This is a genomic window from Halorussus halophilus (assembly GCF_008831545.1).
In the GTDB taxonomy this organism is placed as follows: Archaea; Halobacteriota; Halobacteria; order Halobacteriales; family Haladaptataceae; genus Halorussus; species Halorussus halophilus.
The window spans coordinates 3,051,077-3,064,552 of sequence record NZ_CP044523.1 but is presented as its reverse complement, the minus strand read 5'-3'; the positions used below and the strand labels follow the sequence as shown (position 1 = coordinate 3,064,552).

Annotated in this window: 18 protein-coding genes; 6 read left to right on the top strand and 12 right to left on the bottom strand. The window is 62.0% G+C overall.

Annotated elements, in window-relative coordinates; translation table 11 throughout:
- Positions 1-285: 285 nt before the first annotated feature.
- The 7 genes from F7R90_RS15215 to F7R90_RS15185 all read right to left on the bottom strand — a co-directional run bounded on the left by F7R90_RS15215 (position 286) and on the right by F7R90_RS15185 (position 4,773).
- Positions 286-768, bottom strand: a complete 483-nt coding sequence (locus tag F7R90_RS15215) for a hypothetical protein (RefSeq protein WP_158058253.1) — start codon at positions 766-768, stop codon at positions 286-288.
- Between the two features lie 18 nt (positions 769-786).
- Positions 787-1,176 carry a hypothetical protein gene (locus F7R90_RS15210; protein ID WP_158058252.1) on the bottom strand — a complete coding sequence of 130 codons (390 nt, stop codon included), beginning with the start codon at positions 1,174-1,176 and terminating at the stop codon, positions 787-789.
- A 13-nt stretch (positions 1,177-1,189) separates the two neighbouring features.
- Positions 1,190-2,542 (bottom strand): DUF3383 domain-containing protein, encoded by a 1,353-nt coding sequence (locus F7R90_RS15205; RefSeq protein ID WP_158058251.1) that lies wholly within the window; start codon positions 2,540-2,542, stop codon positions 1,190-1,192.
- Positions 2,543-2,732: 190 nt separating this feature from the next.
- Entirely contained in the window at positions 2,733-3,314 is a 582-nt protein-coding gene (locus F7R90_RS15200; protein ID WP_158058250.1) for a hypothetical protein, read from the bottom strand.
- An 84-nt stretch (positions 3,315-3,398) separates the two neighbouring features.
- Complete coding sequence (locus tag F7R90_RS15195; RefSeq protein ID WP_158058249.1) at positions 3,399-3,761, bottom strand: hypothetical protein; 363 nt, start codon at positions 3,759-3,761, stop codon at positions 3,399-3,401.
- Between the two features lie 141 nt (positions 3,762-3,902).
- Positions 3,903-4,157: a hypothetical protein gene (locus F7R90_RS15190; RefSeq protein WP_158058248.1), complete on the bottom strand. Its 255-nt coding sequence runs from the start codon at positions 4,155-4,157 to the stop codon at positions 3,903-3,905.
- 196 nt (positions 4,158-4,353) lie between these two features.
- Positions 4,354-4,773: a hypothetical protein gene (locus tag F7R90_RS15185; protein ID WP_158058247.1), complete on the bottom strand. Its 420-nt coding sequence runs from the start codon at positions 4,771-4,773 to the stop codon at positions 4,354-4,356.
- A gap of 91 nt (positions 4,774-4,864) precedes the next feature.
- On the opposite strand from F7R90_RS15185, the gene F7R90_RS15180 reads away from it, so the two are divergent.
- Entirely contained in the window at positions 4,865-5,071 is a 207-nt protein-coding gene (locus F7R90_RS15180; protein ID WP_158058246.1) for a hypothetical protein, read from the top strand.
- Between the two features lie 212 nt (positions 5,072-5,283).
- Here F7R90_RS15180 and F7R90_RS15175 read toward each other — a convergent pair whose 3' ends face one another.
- Complete coding sequence (locus F7R90_RS15175) at positions 5,284-5,652, bottom strand: DUF7344 domain-containing protein (protein WP_158058245.1); 369 nt, start codon at positions 5,650-5,652, stop codon at positions 5,284-5,286.
- 226 nt (positions 5,653-5,878) lie between these two features.
- Positions 5,879-6,133 carry a hypothetical protein gene (locus F7R90_RS15170; RefSeq protein WP_158058244.1) on the bottom strand — a complete coding sequence of 85 codons (255 nt, stop codon included), beginning with the start codon at positions 6,131-6,133 and terminating at the stop codon, positions 5,879-5,881.
- 647 nt (positions 6,134-6,780) lie between these two features.
- Between F7R90_RS15170 and leuS the strand changes: the two genes are divergently transcribed.
- The 3 genes from leuS to F7R90_RS15155 all read left to right on the top strand — a co-directional run bounded on the left by leuS (position 6,781) and on the right by F7R90_RS15155 (position 10,895).
- Positions 6,781-9,465 carry a leucine--tRNA ligase gene (gene leuS / locus F7R90_RS15165; RefSeq protein WP_158058243.1) on the top strand — a complete coding sequence of 895 codons (2,685 nt, stop codon included), beginning with the start codon at positions 6,781-6,783 and terminating at the stop codon, positions 9,463-9,465.
- Between the two features lie 117 nt (positions 9,466-9,582).
- Positions 9,583-10,074: an NUDIX hydrolase gene (locus F7R90_RS15160; protein ID WP_158058242.1), complete on the top strand. Its 492-nt coding sequence runs from the start codon at positions 9,583-9,585 to the stop codon at positions 10,072-10,074.
- Between the two features lie 110 nt (positions 10,075-10,184).
- On the top strand, positions 10,185-10,895 hold the full coding sequence (locus tag F7R90_RS15155; protein ID WP_158058241.1) for an SOS response-associated peptidase: 711 nt from the start codon (positions 10,185-10,187) through the stop codon (positions 10,893-10,895).
- 24 nt (positions 10,896-10,919) lie between these two features.
- Here F7R90_RS15155 and F7R90_RS15150 read toward each other — a convergent pair whose 3' ends face one another.
- Complete coding sequence (locus F7R90_RS15150; protein WP_158058240.1) at positions 10,920-11,156, bottom strand: hypothetical protein; 237 nt, start codon at positions 11,154-11,156, stop codon at positions 10,920-10,922.
- 55 nt (positions 11,157-11,211) lie between these two features.
- A complete protein-coding gene (locus tag F7R90_RS15145; RefSeq protein WP_158058239.1) occupies positions 11,212-11,502 on the bottom strand; it encodes a DUF7526 family protein in 291 nt (96 codons plus the stop codon).
- Positions 11,503-11,645: 143 nt separating this feature from the next.
- Here F7R90_RS15145 and F7R90_RS15140 point away from each other — a divergent pair, with 143 nt between their 5' ends.
- Both F7R90_RS15140 and F7R90_RS15135 read left to right on the top strand, forming a co-directional pair.
- Positions 11,646-12,194 carry a hypothetical protein gene (locus tag F7R90_RS15140; RefSeq protein ID WP_158058238.1) on the top strand — a complete coding sequence of 183 codons (549 nt, stop codon included), beginning with the start codon at positions 11,646-11,648 and terminating at the stop codon, positions 12,192-12,194.
- Position 12,195: 1 nt separating this feature from the next.
- Positions 12,196-13,059 (top strand): NAD(P)H-binding protein, encoded by an 864-nt coding sequence (locus F7R90_RS15135; RefSeq protein WP_158058237.1) that lies wholly within the window; start codon positions 12,196-12,198, stop codon positions 13,057-13,059.
- Positions 13,060-13,063: 4 nt separating this feature from the next.
- Here F7R90_RS15135 and F7R90_RS15130 read toward each other — a convergent pair whose 3' ends face one another.
- A complete protein-coding gene (locus tag F7R90_RS15130; protein WP_192498334.1) occupies positions 13,064-13,378 on the bottom strand; it encodes a bacteriophage holin in 315 nt (104 codons plus the stop codon).
- Positions 13,379-13,476: the final 98 nt, after the last annotated feature.

Genomic DNA, 13,476 nt, shown 5'->3' with positions numbered 1-13,476 from the left:
CTCAGTCGTCCTTGACGCGGACGACGTGTTCGTGTCTGGCCACCGACGGGTGGACCCCGTTCGAGGCCGCTGTCGGCGATGCGGGAGCCGAACCCGTCGAACCCCCGACGTCTCCGGTGTTCGGATTAGGTCTGTTCGACCGCTGTTCCTCCTGATGAGCCCCGATGGCGATAGCGTAGGCGTATCGCCGACGCCACGGCCACGCCGCAATCTCCTCGATTGGCTTGTTCAGCCTGAGCGCGAGCGAGATGGTGATGCGGCCAGCGGCAGACCGGGCCCATCCGGCTACTCGTTCAGAAATCCCTCGCCTAGTCCGAGGAACTCGGCGGCCTGTCCGGCGAGACCGAGTTTGGCTGCGAAGGACATCTGTTCCCAGCGGTCGTCTGTGACCTCGGGCTTGGCGACGACGAGTTGGACTAGCGCCTTCATCTGTGCGCTGCGGTCGTCGTCGCCGACCTGGTCGAGTTCGTTGAGAACGGTGTCGTCGTTCTCCGGTTCCTCGAACAGAAACTTCATCCCCTGAATCTCGTGGACCTCGGGTTCTCGCTTACCGCCGAGCGTCCACTCTTGGTTCTCGAAGTCGAAGTTCTCGGGGTCGGCTGCCGAGGATTCGTTACCCCCGGTAGATGCCTCGGCAGCCCCCTCGTCGCCCGACTTCCCAGTTTCGAGGTCGTCCGTGTCGAGCATCTCGTCTACGGTCTGTTCGACCTCGTCGTTCGTTTCGAGGTCGCTCGCGTCGCGTCGTTCGAGTACGGTATCGTCGTTCATAGTGGCTGATGGTACGTGTTATCGGTGAGTGACTTCGGCGGCTTCCCACGAGCCCTCGACCGTCGGGACGCCGTCGAGTTCGTAGTCCGAGGGACCGTAGTCCGTCAGCATGCAGTCCACGAACGTACTCTCCGAGCGCGGTTCGCTCTCGGCGTAGGAGATGGTGATGTCGAAGACCGTGCCCTCTTGGAAGAGGTCTTCGAGCATCGGTACGTTGTCGGAAGTCGCCTTCACTGCGAAGGAACCGGAGAACTCGCCGGTGCCCTTGACCCAGACGCTCCCGCCGTCGAGGGTGCGTTCGAGTTCGTGGGCCTTCGACTGGTCGTAGCCGAAGCTGTCTAAGTCAGCAATCTGTTCGCCGTCAACCGTGATGGAGATCTCACGGGCGTCGTATTCTTTGTTTGGCATCTGTAGTCACTCCTTAGGCGCGGACGTTCAGCTCGACGCCGAACTCGTGGACGTTGCTCGCGAGCGTTCCCTGGATGGTGATACCCGGGAAGACGCGGTTGGACTTGTCCGTGTCCGAGAGTTGGTCGATAGTCGGTGCGGTCACTTCGAGTTCCGAGAGCGGCGCGCCGTTGGAACCGACGTACTGCTGGAGTCGGCCACGAATCGCGCCGAGAATCTGGGAGCGGCCGTCCTTCGTGAACGGAATCTGGTCGTTGCCGAGTCGGAGGCTCTTGAGCGCCTCCTGTGCTTCGTTGGCGATGAACGCCTCGGTGCGGCCCACGTCGAAGTAGCGGTAGTTCGAACTCGCGCCGGCGGTCGTCAGCGAGTTCGACAGCACGAGGGTGCCGTCCACGGAGATGATGGCGTTCGACGGGCCGTTGCCGTTCTCGTCGCCGCCTTCGAACGTCTCGGTGGTGCCGGGGTCGCCGACTAGCGAGCGGCGGTAGAGACCGGTGTCGAAGGGGTAGCCGTCGCCGTCCCAGAACGGGTCGAACCACGCAGGGTTGACGCCGAGTTGGCCAGCGATGTACGCCGCGACGTCGTCGCTGGACTTGTGGGCGGCCATGATGAGGTCGCCGCTCGGGACCGCACCCGCGACATCCTGTGCGGTCTGGAGTGCGGTCTGGTCGTCGGCCGCTTGCGAACCGTTCATGTGCGCGGCGACGACTGCGGCGTCGATGGACCCGGCGAACGAGACGAGTTCGCCGAGGTTACCGACGTGCTCGCGCTCACAGCGGGTGTCAGCGAGGACGAACAGGTCGATGCCGAGCGGTTCGAGTTCGGGCTTCAGACTCGACCAGTCGAGGTAGTGGTAGTCGGCGACGATGCCGGAGGCACTCCCACTGGTTGATTCGCCGGTGACGACTTCGCCCGTCTCGAAGTTGACGTACGCTTCGTCGGTCGCGGGCGACTCGTTCGCGTCCGGCGGACTGGCTGTCTTCGGCACGACGGTCTTGTCGGTGCCGTCTACTGCGATGCTGACTGCGTCCGTGTCGTCGTGGACGGGGACGTTCGAAATCGTGCCCGTACTCGTACTGGACGCGTCGCCGCCCAGCAGTTCGCCGGAGGCAGTCTTCTCTGCTGCACACGCCGCGACCCACGATTCGACGCCCATTTCGGAGAGCGCCTGCGCCGCGGTGTACACGTCGCTCTGGTCGCCGAAGTCGCTGGCCACGTCGTCGGGACTGGAGTATCGCTTCGCGTTGTTGTACCCGACAGATGGTTCGGTCGTGGAATGACCGATCAGTGCGATGTCGTTGTACGTCGGCTTCGCCGTCGCGCCGGTCGAGGCCGACAGGTCGATGTTGACTACTGAAACTGGCATGGGACTGGCAACTATCTCTACTGCCGGGAGCTTATATATCAGTTTTCCGACAACACCTGGAACGGTGGTTTTTGGTGGGTGTGAGGAGTCGGGAATCGAGTTCGGCGGGGAGAATCTGCCCGTTGAACTATCGCGCAATCGCGAGAAGAAGTTCGGTAGGACGACCTGGCTGGTACTGCGACCGGACCGCTCAGTCCGCGTCGAAGCTGTACTCTACGTCCTCGACTGTCTCGACCGTCTCGGTGTGTTCGTCGGTGTAGTGGAGTCGAACGCGGAACTCGTACTCCTGCACGTCGGTCCCCGAGGGGTCCGCGTGCGCGTCGTGAACCGGCGACTTCGAGAGTCGCGCGACGACCGGACGCTCACCGTTCGCACCGGCGCTATTCTGGTCGAAATCGTACTGGAAATGTTCACGCAGTCGCCGTGCGAACGACTCGGCACGTTGCTTCGGCGGCACGTCGTCGGCGTTCGTCGCGTCTTCGACGAGGCACGTGACGGACAACTCGTCGTAGAGTCGCGTCGCGTACGTGTACTCGTACGCGTTCTCGCCCTCTCGCTCGTCGATTTCGGCCACGCCGCCCATCGACTGCTCGTCGGTCTTTTCGACGCTTCGTTCGTTCCACCCGAGAATTGCCTCGGGGTAGCTTCTCGTGTGACTCTCGTCGTCCCACCACGTCTGGAAGTCGTAGGTGTACGTCGTCCCGTTGGACGTGACGCTGTAGGAGGTCGGAAGACTGTTCGTCAACCTGATTCGCTCTTGGTGGGTCAACATGCGCGGTCACTTCCGTGCTGGCTCGGGAACGTATTGTGGAACATACACATACTGTACTTTAGCCATGTTCTAAATGCGGTTTGGTCAGTTAGGGCACGCCGTCCGAGCGACGATGGGTGGTTCGAACCGCTCCGCGGCGGGGCCGCCGTGTTCACGGATCGCTAAACTGCCGGATTCGGTACACTCGTCGATGCCGTCCAGTTCTCGGACGGACTCGTACAGCGATTCGGCGTCGCCTCGGTCGGCGAACGGCACGGACGCGCCCACGACTGGGTTTCCGAGTCCCGTCTCGTCTACGTACGTCTTGTGCCCGGCCGCATCGACGCCGGGGGTCTCCGGGCCGGGCACTGCGTCGAGGACGAAGTCGGCGAACGCGCTATCGTCTACTTCGAGGACGAACTGTACCGCGTAGGTTCGGTCGGTCTCTTCGTCGTTGCTGAGCGACATGGTTCAATCAAGACACAGTAGGATATAAACTGGTTTTCCGCGTCGGTGTGATTTCAGACTGATTCAGAACAAAGTCGTGACTCAGAACCTCGCTATCCCCGAAAAAAGTACAATGCGGGCACTGAATTGGACCGTCAGACCCTAAATACGGCCCTGTTCCTCTTCGAGACCGGACTCGACGATGTCGTCGAGGACCGACATCCCCTGTGGCGTGACCACGGCGTCGTCGTCCTCGTCGATGTCGAGGGTTCCTCGCTGCTGTTTCATCTTCTTGCGGTACTTCCGAACGGCCCAGACCGAGCAGTTCGCCTTCTTCGAGATGGCTCGGTTCCCGAAGAACGGGGCACAGGCCATGATTACGACTTTCTGCCAGTCTCGTAGCTGTTTGTTAGGCATCGTGTGGTGGCTGATGGATTCTCGGCAGGCGTCTCGCGCGCCGCGAGACGCCCTTCGATAGTTGTCGTGCGATTCTGTGGCGGTCCCGTTCGAACCACAGCGGGTCCGAGACCGCCGTTATTACTTTTACCGGGCTGTTATTAGTTAAAACTATTGGTGCTAATAAATGGTTTCGAACAAGTTGAAGAAAACGCTATCAGACGCGCGAAAACCGGGCGGAGCGTGGCGTGGAACGACCGTCGAACGACATGGGGTCGTCGTCGAACGTGCCGAGGTCGCTCCCGGTCTCTGAACCTCCATATCGACCAACTTGCGTCGGCGCGGTCAGTTCCTGTTCGACGTACCACGCACAGTCCTGAATCGCGTCGGCCGCGAGACCAGTCGTCGTTTCGTCGGTGTCCAACCACGTCTGTGGCGACTCGTGGTACGTTTCGAGTGTGACCTGCTGGCCGTCCGCCCCGGTCGCCCACTCGATGGCGACGTGACACTCTTCAGTCCACGCGTACCGCGCTGTTGCGCCGACTCCGTCGGAGGCGACGGCGAGCGTTTCGACGACCCACCCGTCCCCCAGATGGTCGGCGATGCGTTCCATCTGCTCGATGCACCCATCTGGCATACCCACATATTGTCAGTGTTCTTTTATACTCGTTTTCAGCAGGCCGCCGAGACCAGTAATCTATTTGTGGGGTGGGTTCACACACGTCGATATGTCTCGTCCAGCGGACCGACCCGAGCGTGAACCGACTGGCAAGTACGTCGGCTCGACTGTCGTGGACCTCACCAAGCGACCGGATGGCTCGTGGGAGGCGACCCAAGACGGCATCGACGTGGTGGGGACCGGCGACTCCGCGGCGCGAGCGACCGAAGACATGGCCGGAAAAATTGCGACGTTGAAAGAGACCGACGACCGCTGAGTTCTGTCCTCGATTTAGGAGTGTTCGCGTTCCGGTTGGCCAGTCGCCGCCGACTCGGCGTAACTCCGCGAAGACGTTGAGAGAATTCCGTAGCTCGTGCTGCCGCAACTCGGGCACTCGTCCTGTACGGGACGGACGCCCGTCGGCGTATCTCGTCCGACGCGCGTCTCGGTACAGTTCGAACAGCGAATCGTGTGAAAGACCATGGTTTGTCAGGCGTGTTGGGTCAGCTGAAACTCGTCGATACGGGGGCTGGCGAGTTCGTCGAGTCGAGGCGTCGCGGCGACGGTCTTCCTGTCGAACTCGACGATGCCCGCTTCCTCCATGCGCGGAAGGTGGTTGTGCGCGAGCGAGAAGCGCACTCGTCGCCGGGTCTGGCGGTCGGAGCCCTCCGTGGTCTCGTCTACGGTCTCGGCAACTGCTTCGGTCAGTTCCCCGCGAGTCAACACCTGCGCCTCGTGAAGCACGGAGATGACTGTCCGACGGAGCGAGTTGCTGCGCACGTCGAACCGGGTCTCGAAATCGACCGTGGAGCCAGTCCCCGGTCGGTGGCCGCTGGACGGAGAACTACTTTTGGACATACGAGAAAGTACACTAGCGAGGCTCCTAAGCCCCAGTAACGCTCCATTCCGTTTTCGACCGTTCCGCTCGCTTCGCAGATATACTACGTCGAGAGACAACTGACGAGACGATTCCGGCGCAGTCTTGCGATTTTACGCTCCCAAAAATTGCTCTAACGACCCGGTAACGAGTGCTATATACTGGATAACACGGTAAACTATCACTCGGAAGATAGTCGGCGCTCGTCTACAGTTCCCGCACCTCGTGCGGACTCGCTTCTAGCATCGAGCGCGCCTGCTCGAACGCCTCGTGTGGCGTCTCGAACTCGCCGTGGTGTGCCCACTCGTCGTCCTTGGCGCTCGTGGTATACACGTCGAACTTGCCGCCACGATACTCGTGAGACTCGACGTAGAGTTCGGTCTCGACGGTTTCGTCGTCCACGAGGAGCCACACGCCCAGTTCTTTGCCCCCTTCGAGGTCCCGCCTCCGTTCCCAGTGCATCCTGACGGCGTACCACGTGCGACTAATTAATCGTTGGTTCCGAAATCCGTAGACCGTTTTTCTGACTGTGACTATCGTTCAGCATCCAGTCGGCGCGCGCTGGCGTGACCCTCGTGGTCACGCCGAACTCGTGCGAGGGACGAGGACCGTAGGTCGGAGCGTAGCGGAGACCGAGGACCGCAGTCGGTTGGGGAGGTGTGTGGCTGAGGCGGTTGCGGTGCTGTGCGGTTTCTCCTTGGTACCGGGAGTAGCTAGCTTCCTCTGTTCGGCTATCTCTACGTAGCAACCTGCATAACCACAACTTCCTCGTAGAAAGCCCCCGGCCGCTCGCGGTCGTCTCGGCGACATATTCGGCGCAAACAGCGCGCCGAATAGAGGCCACCGAGACGACCACGTAAACGCGAGCGCGCTCCGCGCCTCCGGCGCTCCGCATCGAGGCGCGCGATGCGCGCCTCGCACCCGGCCCCTTTCAGTCCCACCCGGTAGTTTGCGTCACCGGTCGCTTCCAGTTGAAGGTGTCACTGCGCGTTCCTCGTGGAAAGTGTCACAGTCGATACTACCCCTCGCCACCACCCGAATCACCCCACGTACGCTTCTGTGGCAGAAGGAAAAGCTATAGTACCGTCGTAGCCCGAAATTCGAGCATAATGACCGACGGAACTGGCGAGCAGCGCGAGCGGGGGTTCGACCACGCCGCAGTCGAACCCAAGTGGCAGGAGGCGTGGGACGATGCCGACGTGTTCCGCATCGAGGACAGCGCCGAGGACCCCAAGTACGTCCTCGCGATGTTCCCCTACACGTCCGGGAGCCTCCACATGGGCCACGTCCGGAACTACACCATCACCGACGCGTACGCCCGATTCGAGCGACTGCGCGGCGAAGCGGTCTTGCACCCGATGGGCTGGGACTCGTTCGGTCTGCCCGCCGAGAACGCCGCCGAGGAGCGCGACACGAACCCGCGCGACTGGACGATGCAGTGCATCGACTCGATGACCGAGCAGTTCGAGTCGATGGGCTTCGGCTACGACTGGGAGCGCGAGATTACGACCTGCGAACCGGAGTACTACCAGTGGAACCAGTGGCTGTTCAACAAGTTCCACGAAGAGGGACTGGTCGAACGCCAGAGCGCGGAACTCAACTGGTGTCCCTCTTGCGAGACCGTCCTCGCCGACGAACAGGTCGAAGGCGAAGCCGAACTCTGCTGGCGGTGTGACACGCCCATCGAACACCGCGAGATGGACCAGTGGTTCATCACCATCACCGACTACGCCGACGAACTCCTCGAAGCATTAGACGACCTCGACGGCTGGCCAGCCAACGTCAAGGAGATGCAGCGCAACTGGATCGGCCGCCAAGAGGGCGCGAGCGTCGAGTTCGAAATCGAAGGCTACGGAACTGCCGAAATCTTCACGACTCGTCTCGACACGATTCACGGCGCGACGTTCTTCTCGCTGTCGCCCGGCCACCCAATCGCACAGGACCTCGCCGAGGAGAACGACGACGTTGCAGAATACGTCGAACGCGTCGAAGCCGCCGACGAAGACGAAATCGAGGAAACCTCGGGCGTCTTCACCGGCGAGTACGCCACGAATCCGGCCACGGGTGAGGAAATCCCGGTCTACGTCGCCGACTACGTGCTGGACGACGTTGGCACGGGTGCCCTCTATGCTGTGCCCGCTCACGACGACCGCGACCACGCCTTCGCGGAGGCCCACGACATCCCAATCGAGCAGGTCGTAGAGCCGAACCCTGACGCCGACGTGTCTCCCGACGAAATTGACGTGCAGGAGGCCGCTTACACGCCAGACGGCGTCCTCGTCAACAGCGGCGAGTACGACGGCCTCGAAAGCGAGGAAGCCCGCGACAAATTCGTGAAAGTCTTCGACGGCGAGAACCGCACGGACTACCGACTGCGCGATTGGGGCGTCTCCCGCCAGCGGTACTGGGGGACCCCGATTCCGATGATTCACTGCGACGACTGCGGCCACGTCCCGGTCCCCGACGAGGACCTGCCCGTCGAACTGCCGGAGTTCGTCCACACCACGGGGAATCCGCTGGACGCCGCCGAGGACTGGAAGCACGTCGAGTGTCCCGACTGTGGCGGCGATGCAGTGCGCGAGACGGACACGATGGACACCTTCGTTGACTCCTCGTGGTACTTCCTGCGGTTCGTCTCGCCAGACCTGGGCAGTGCGCCGTTCGATAGCGAGCGCGCCAGCGACTGGATGCCGGTGGACCAGTACGTCGGCGGCATCGAACACGCCGTGATGCACCTGCTGTACGCGCGTCTGTTCACCAAAGTGCTGGACGACATCGACCTGCTCGAAGGGACCCGAGAGCCGTTCCGGAACCTCACCAACCAGGGCATGGTGCTGGGCGAAGACGGCAACAAGATGTCCAAGAGCGGCGACAACGGCGTCTCGCCACAGCGCATCATCGACGAGTACGGTGCCGACACGGCCCGCCTGTTCATCATGGAGGCCGCCCAGCCGGAGAAGGAGTTCGCGTGGAGTCCCGAGGGCGTCCAGTCGGCTCACAGCTTCCTCCAGAACGTCTACAAACTGGTCGAGGAGTATGCAGACGGCGAGGTTTCGGCCGACGCAGAACCCAGTGACCACGCAGTCTCGGAGTACGTCGCCCGTGAACTCGACGCCACGGTCGCAAAGGCAACGGACGAATTCGAAGCCTTCCGGTTCAACCACGCGCTACAGGCGGTGCGAGAGATGATTTCCCTGCTGCGCCGCTACCGGGAGTACACCACGCCGGACGCCGACACCTTCGAACGCGGCCTCCGAATCGCCGTCAAGCTACTCTCACCAGTCGCGCCCCACGTCGCCGAGGAAGCGTGGAACCGACTGGGCGAAGACGGCCTCGTCGCGGAGGCCGACTGGCCTGCCGCAGACGCCCCCGACGACTACGACACCGAGCGCCAACTCGTCGAGAACACCCGCGAAGACGTGCGCGATATCGTGGATACGGTGGGCATCGAGGACCCTCAAACCATCACGCTCGCCGTCGCACCGGAGTGGAAGCACCGCGCCCACGAAATCGCGATGAACGCGGACGGCAACGTCGTCGGCACCATTATGGGCGACGAAGAACTGCGCGAGGTCGGCAGCAATGCCGCCGACTTCGCGAAGGACTTGGCCGCCAAGTCGGAAGCACTGGACGAGCAACTTTCGCCGGAGCGCGAGCGCGAGGCCCTCGAACGTGCCGCGTGGCTCCTCGAACGCGAGTTCGGTGCCGACGTGGTCGTTCAGGACGCCGACGCCGATTCGAATCTTGCAGGGAAGGCCGCTCCCGGCCGCCCTGCCATCGACATCGCCGAGTAGGCTTCGACCAGGTCTTCTCTCTCGTTCCTCTCCCGTGAGAGCCGATTATATTCCTAGAATGATTTAATATGCCTTGCCGAAATCCTTTTATCGTAATTCGTTGTCCTCTGCTACAAAATGGCGGCAAAAGACGGAACGAACGTTTGCGAAGTTGTGACGAACGTCGAAGACGACGTGACGTACGTCCAGAAAGCGTGTGCATACATCACGCGAAACGACCCCGAGTCGGCCACCGGACGCGAGTTGCTGGTCTTCGAAGGACCAGGCCACGAGGGGTTGCAGATACCGAAAGGAACCATCGAGTCGGGGGAACAACCGCACACCGCGGTGTTGCGAGAAATCACGGAGGAGAGCGGTCTCGCAGTCGGTGAGACGCAGTATCTGACGACTGACGTGTGGACTCGTCGTCACTCACCACCGAAGCGGTACGTTCGCCACTTCTTCCACGCGAACGTTGACGAGTCGCGCGACCACTGGACTCACACCGTCACTGGCGAAGGCGAAGAAGTGGGGATGGACTTCGAGTACTCGTGGGTCGAACTCCCGGCGTCTGGCGACTTTGCGCTGGCACTCGACGATTACGTGCATCTGCTCGGCCAGAGTTCGTAGCAAGTCGAACGGTCGCCGGTCTCTCTTCTAACGGCCGCGGGTCTCCCTTTTCTGTCGGGAGGGTGTGACTAACGACACGACCTATGTCGCTCCGCGTCGAACTGTCGCACATGTGTGGACGAACCTCGCTCTTCGTCCCGCAGTCCGTCCTCGAAGAGCGCTTCGACGCGACTGCAACGAAGCCGATTACGCCACGATACAACATCGCACCCGGCGACAGGTTGGCGACGATTCAGAACGACGCGACCGACGAAATCGACCAACTCGAATGGGGATTGGTTCCCTCGTGGGTGGACGACCCAGACGACTCGCCGAGACCAATCAACGCGCGCGCCGAGACGGTCGCCGAGAAACCGATGTTCCGAGATGCGTTCGAGAAACGCCGGTGTCTCGTCCTCGCCGATGGCTTCTACGAGTGGCAGGGCCAGCGCGGGTCGAAACAACCCTACAGGATCACCCGGCGCGACGACCAACCGTTCGCGTTCGCGGGGCTCTGGGAGACGTGGGACGGCGGAGACGACCACCCGAATGGTGAGAACGGCCACCGCGAGACAGTGACGATTATCACGACCGACGCGAACGAAACCGTCGCCGACGTTCACGACCGGATGCCGGTGATTCTCGACCGAGAAGACGAACAGATGTGGCTGTCGGCGACCGACGAAAAACAGTTACAGGGCGTGTTAGACCCGTATCCGGCAGACGAGCTACGGGCGTATCCCGTCTCGAAACGGGTGAACAATCCCGCGAACGACTCGGCGGACGTTATCGAGGAGATAGACGTGGGCGAGCAGGTCGGCTTCGACGAATTTGGGAGTTGACGCTCTGCGAGGATTCGACTGTTCTCACGAGGTCGCTACGCTGTAGACCGCGGCCCCGGAAACCAGCGCGATTAGGAGTCCGGCACCTGCGCCGAACGTGATGCCAGTCCCAGTGTCGCCGCCCATCATATTCGCCATGACGAGTCCCCACCCTGCACCGATGCCGACGCCGATACCGATGCCCGCTCCGATGGCCTTCGAGCGGTCGTCGTTCGACTGTCCGACTTCCGACTGTCCCGTTTCCGAGTCACCTGCACTCATATCTTTTAAAACGAGTCGGAGTCCTATCACGTTACTGCCGATATCGGTCTCTCAGCTATCGCAGTTCCACTGCCTCGTAGACCCCCGCGATTCCCGTCTCTTCGACTTCGGCAATGACTTCGTCGCCGTCGTTCGCTTCCGTCTCTGCGACTATCGTCACCGGTTCGATTGGGTCGCGCAGGAGGAACGACTTGATGCGTTCGAACGGAGACGGGTGGCCGCCTTTCCGGCAGACGAGGACGTACCGCGACTCCGCGAGCGAGCGCAACTCGCCGTCGAGGTCGTGGTCGTCTAACTCGTCGGGTCCCACGACGTGCAGAACCTCTCCTCGCAGTGTCTCGACCATACTGATTGCAAGTACCCGGTACAGATGTGCCTTACTCGTCGTTCGCCGTTCGTCGTTCGTCGTCTCTTTCCAGTCGCCTCTCGTCTGTCGCCCGCCTACCCGAGAGACCAAAGGGAGTGGCGTCCAAGTAGGAGACAGAACCGATGGTAACGTTTGTCGAGGAGGTGCAAGCTGTTGAAGATGGGAACGTCGAACAGTTCGACCAGCGGTTGGCCGAACGAATCGAGGCCGTCACCGAGGCGGTCGAGTATCTGGAAGAGTGGACTGAATCGACCGAAGAGACGCGGGCCGAGTTGACCTCGAAGTACGAGATGGCCAAGACGTTCGCCCGAAACGAGATTCGGGCCGCGGACGACGACGCCGACGCAGAGAGCGTTCCGGCGACGGAGTTGCTCGACCATCCAGCGGTGAGCGAACAGACGAGAGAGAACCTGAGCGAGTACAGCACGAAACTCGCCGTCTTCTTCGACGAAGAGCAGTCCTACAGAGAGGCCCGACAAGCGATACTGGACGCGGTCACCGCAGAGCTAGACCTCTACAACGACGTACTACTCGAACTAGACTCCGGCGAGAGTTCCGTGACGGACGCGAAACAGCGAATCGCTCGGTTCGCCCGCGACGGTTCGATTGGCCCGGCGAACAAGACGGCGGTCGATATCGTCCTCGACTCGGACGCCGACGAAGAGCGCTAACATGAAGGTCCTCGTCGCCGGTGGAGCGGGGTTCGTCGGTCTGCCCACCTGTCGAATCTTGGCCGAGCGCGGCCACGACGTGACCGTGGCTTCGCGCACGCCGGACACTGCCGAACTGCCATCACAGGTCGAGACGGTCGCGCTCGACGTGACCGACCCCGACTTGACCGAGGCCGTGAGCGGCCACGACGCCGTGGTCAATCTCGTCGCGTTGCCGTCGCACCGAGACCCTCGCGGACGAACTCACGAGTCGGTCCACCGCGACGGAACCCGGAACCTCGTTAGGGCGAGCGAAGAGACCGATGTCGAGCGATTCGTCCAGATGAGCGGACTAGGTGTCGAGTCCGACGTGGACACCGCGTACTTCCGAGCGAAGCGCCAAGCCGAGCGAATCGTCCGAGACTCCGACCTCGATTGGGTCGTCTATCGCCCCTCTGTCGTCTTCGGCGACGGCTGTGCGTTCCTGCCGTTCGTCGAGCGCGTCACTCCACCCATCTTCGCGCCCCTACCTGGTGGTGGCACGATGGAACTCCAACCGATGTGGGTCGAGGACCTCGTGCCGATGCTCGCCGACGGTGTCGAGGACGAAAGGCGCGTCGGCGAAATCTACGAACTCGGCGGCCCGGAGCGACTCACGTTCGCCGAAATCGTCGAGCGGGTCAACGACGGCGTCTCGGTGGTTTCGGTACCAAACTCGCTCGCGTCGGTCGGATTCTCGGTCGCCGAGCGCGTTCCCGGTGTCCCGTTCGGCCGCGACCAGTTTCGGGTCTTCGCGGCAGACAACGTGGTCCCATCGAACGACGTGACGGCGTTCGGGGTGTCGGAAGACGACCTTCGGAGCTTAACCGACTACTTGGACAAGTAACTCACTACCGACTGAGACGGTTGTACAGCCACGCGAAGGCGTACCCGCCAGACGCGCCGTCCAAAAACGCCCAAACCGCTCCGATGGCGATGCCGGTGGCGCTCTCTCCGTAGCCCAGATACGCGTCTGCGAGAAGATTCTCCCAGCGTTCGGCCCACCCGTAGCGAGCGATGAACCCAATCCCAGCTACGCCGAGCGACCAGAGTAGTCCGCACGCGAGCGCGAAGGCGCGCTCGTCGAGTCTGGCGTGACCGAATCGGTCGGCATCGTGTTCCGAGGTAGTGCGACTGACTCGGTCGCTTTCGTATCTCTCCCCCATCGTTCGTCGCTACGACGACGTTCTGGATAAGTGTAGTCCCGGTACTTTCTCGCGGACGACTCCGGTCGCTGGATTCGTCTCTCTCGTCGGCCGGGCAC

What these genes read in the sequence shown, in the direction of transcription:
- F7R90_RS15190 (WP_158058248.1), bottom strand. Translation starts at nt 4,157, where the DNA reads ATGCCTAACAAACAGCTACGAGACTGGCAGAAAGTCGTAATCATGGCC.
- F7R90_RS15210 (WP_158058252.1), bottom strand. Translation starts at nt 1,176, where the DNA reads ATGCCAAACAAAGAATACGACGCCCGTGAGATCTCCATCACGGTTGAC.
- F7R90_RS15180 (WP_158058246.1), top strand. Translation starts at nt 4,865, where the DNA reads ATGTCTCGTCCAGCGGACCGACCCGAGCGTGAACCGACTGGCAAGTAC.
- F7R90_RS15205 (WP_158058251.1), bottom strand. Translation starts at nt 2,542, where the DNA reads ATGCCAGTTTCAGTAGTCAACATCGACCTGTCGGCCTCGACCGGCGCG.
- F7R90_RS15130 (WP_192498334.1), bottom strand. Translation starts at nt 13,378, where the DNA reads ATGGGGGAGAGATACGAAAGCGACCGAGTCAGTCGCACTACCTCGGAA.
- F7R90_RS15185 (WP_158058247.1), bottom strand. Translation starts at nt 4,773, where the DNA reads ATGCCAGATGGGTGCATCGAGCAGATGGAACGCATCGCCGACCATCTG.
- F7R90_RS15175 (WP_158058245.1), bottom strand. Translation starts at nt 5,652, where the DNA reads ATGTCCAAAAGTAGTTCTCCGTCCAGCGGCCACCGACCGGGGACTGGC.
- F7R90_RS15155 (WP_158058241.1), top strand. Translation starts at nt 10,185, where the DNA reads ATGTGTGGACGAACCTCGCTCTTCGTCCCGCAGTCCGTCCTCGAAGAG.
- F7R90_RS15140 (WP_158058238.1), top strand. Translation starts at nt 11,646, where the DNA reads ATGGTAACGTTTGTCGAGGAGGTGCAAGCTGTTGAAGATGGGAACGTC.
- F7R90_RS15170 (WP_158058244.1), bottom strand. Translation starts at nt 6,133, where the DNA reads ATGCACTGGGAACGGAGGCGGGACCTCGAAGGGGGCAAAGAACTGGGC.
- F7R90_RS15195 (WP_158058249.1), bottom strand. Translation starts at nt 3,761, where the DNA reads ATGTCGCTCAGCAACGACGAAGAGACCGACCGAACCTACGCGGTACAG.
- leuS (WP_158058243.1), top strand. Translation starts at nt 6,781, where the DNA reads ATGACCGACGGAACTGGCGAGCAGCGCGAGCGGGGGTTCGACCACGCC.
- F7R90_RS15215 (WP_158058253.1), bottom strand. Translation starts at nt 768, where the DNA reads ATGAACGACGATACCGTACTCGAACGACGCGACGCGAGCGACCTCGAA.
- F7R90_RS15135 (WP_158058237.1), top strand. Translation starts at nt 12,196, where the DNA reads ATGAAGGTCCTCGTCGCCGGTGGAGCGGGGTTCGTCGGTCTGCCCACC.
- F7R90_RS15160 (WP_158058242.1), top strand. Translation starts at nt 9,583, where the DNA reads ATGGCGGCAAAAGACGGAACGAACGTTTGCGAAGTTGTGACGAACGTC.
- F7R90_RS15145 (WP_158058239.1), bottom strand. Translation starts at nt 11,502, where the DNA reads ATGGTCGAGACACTGCGAGGAGAGGTTCTGCACGTCGTGGGACCCGAC.
- F7R90_RS15200 (WP_158058250.1), bottom strand. Translation starts at nt 3,314, where the DNA reads ATGTTGACCCACCAAGAGCGAATCAGGTTGACGAACAGTCTTCCGACC.
- F7R90_RS15150 (WP_158058240.1), bottom strand. Translation starts at nt 11,156, where the DNA reads ATGAGTGCAGGTGACTCGGAAACGGGACAGTCGGAAGTCGGACAGTCG.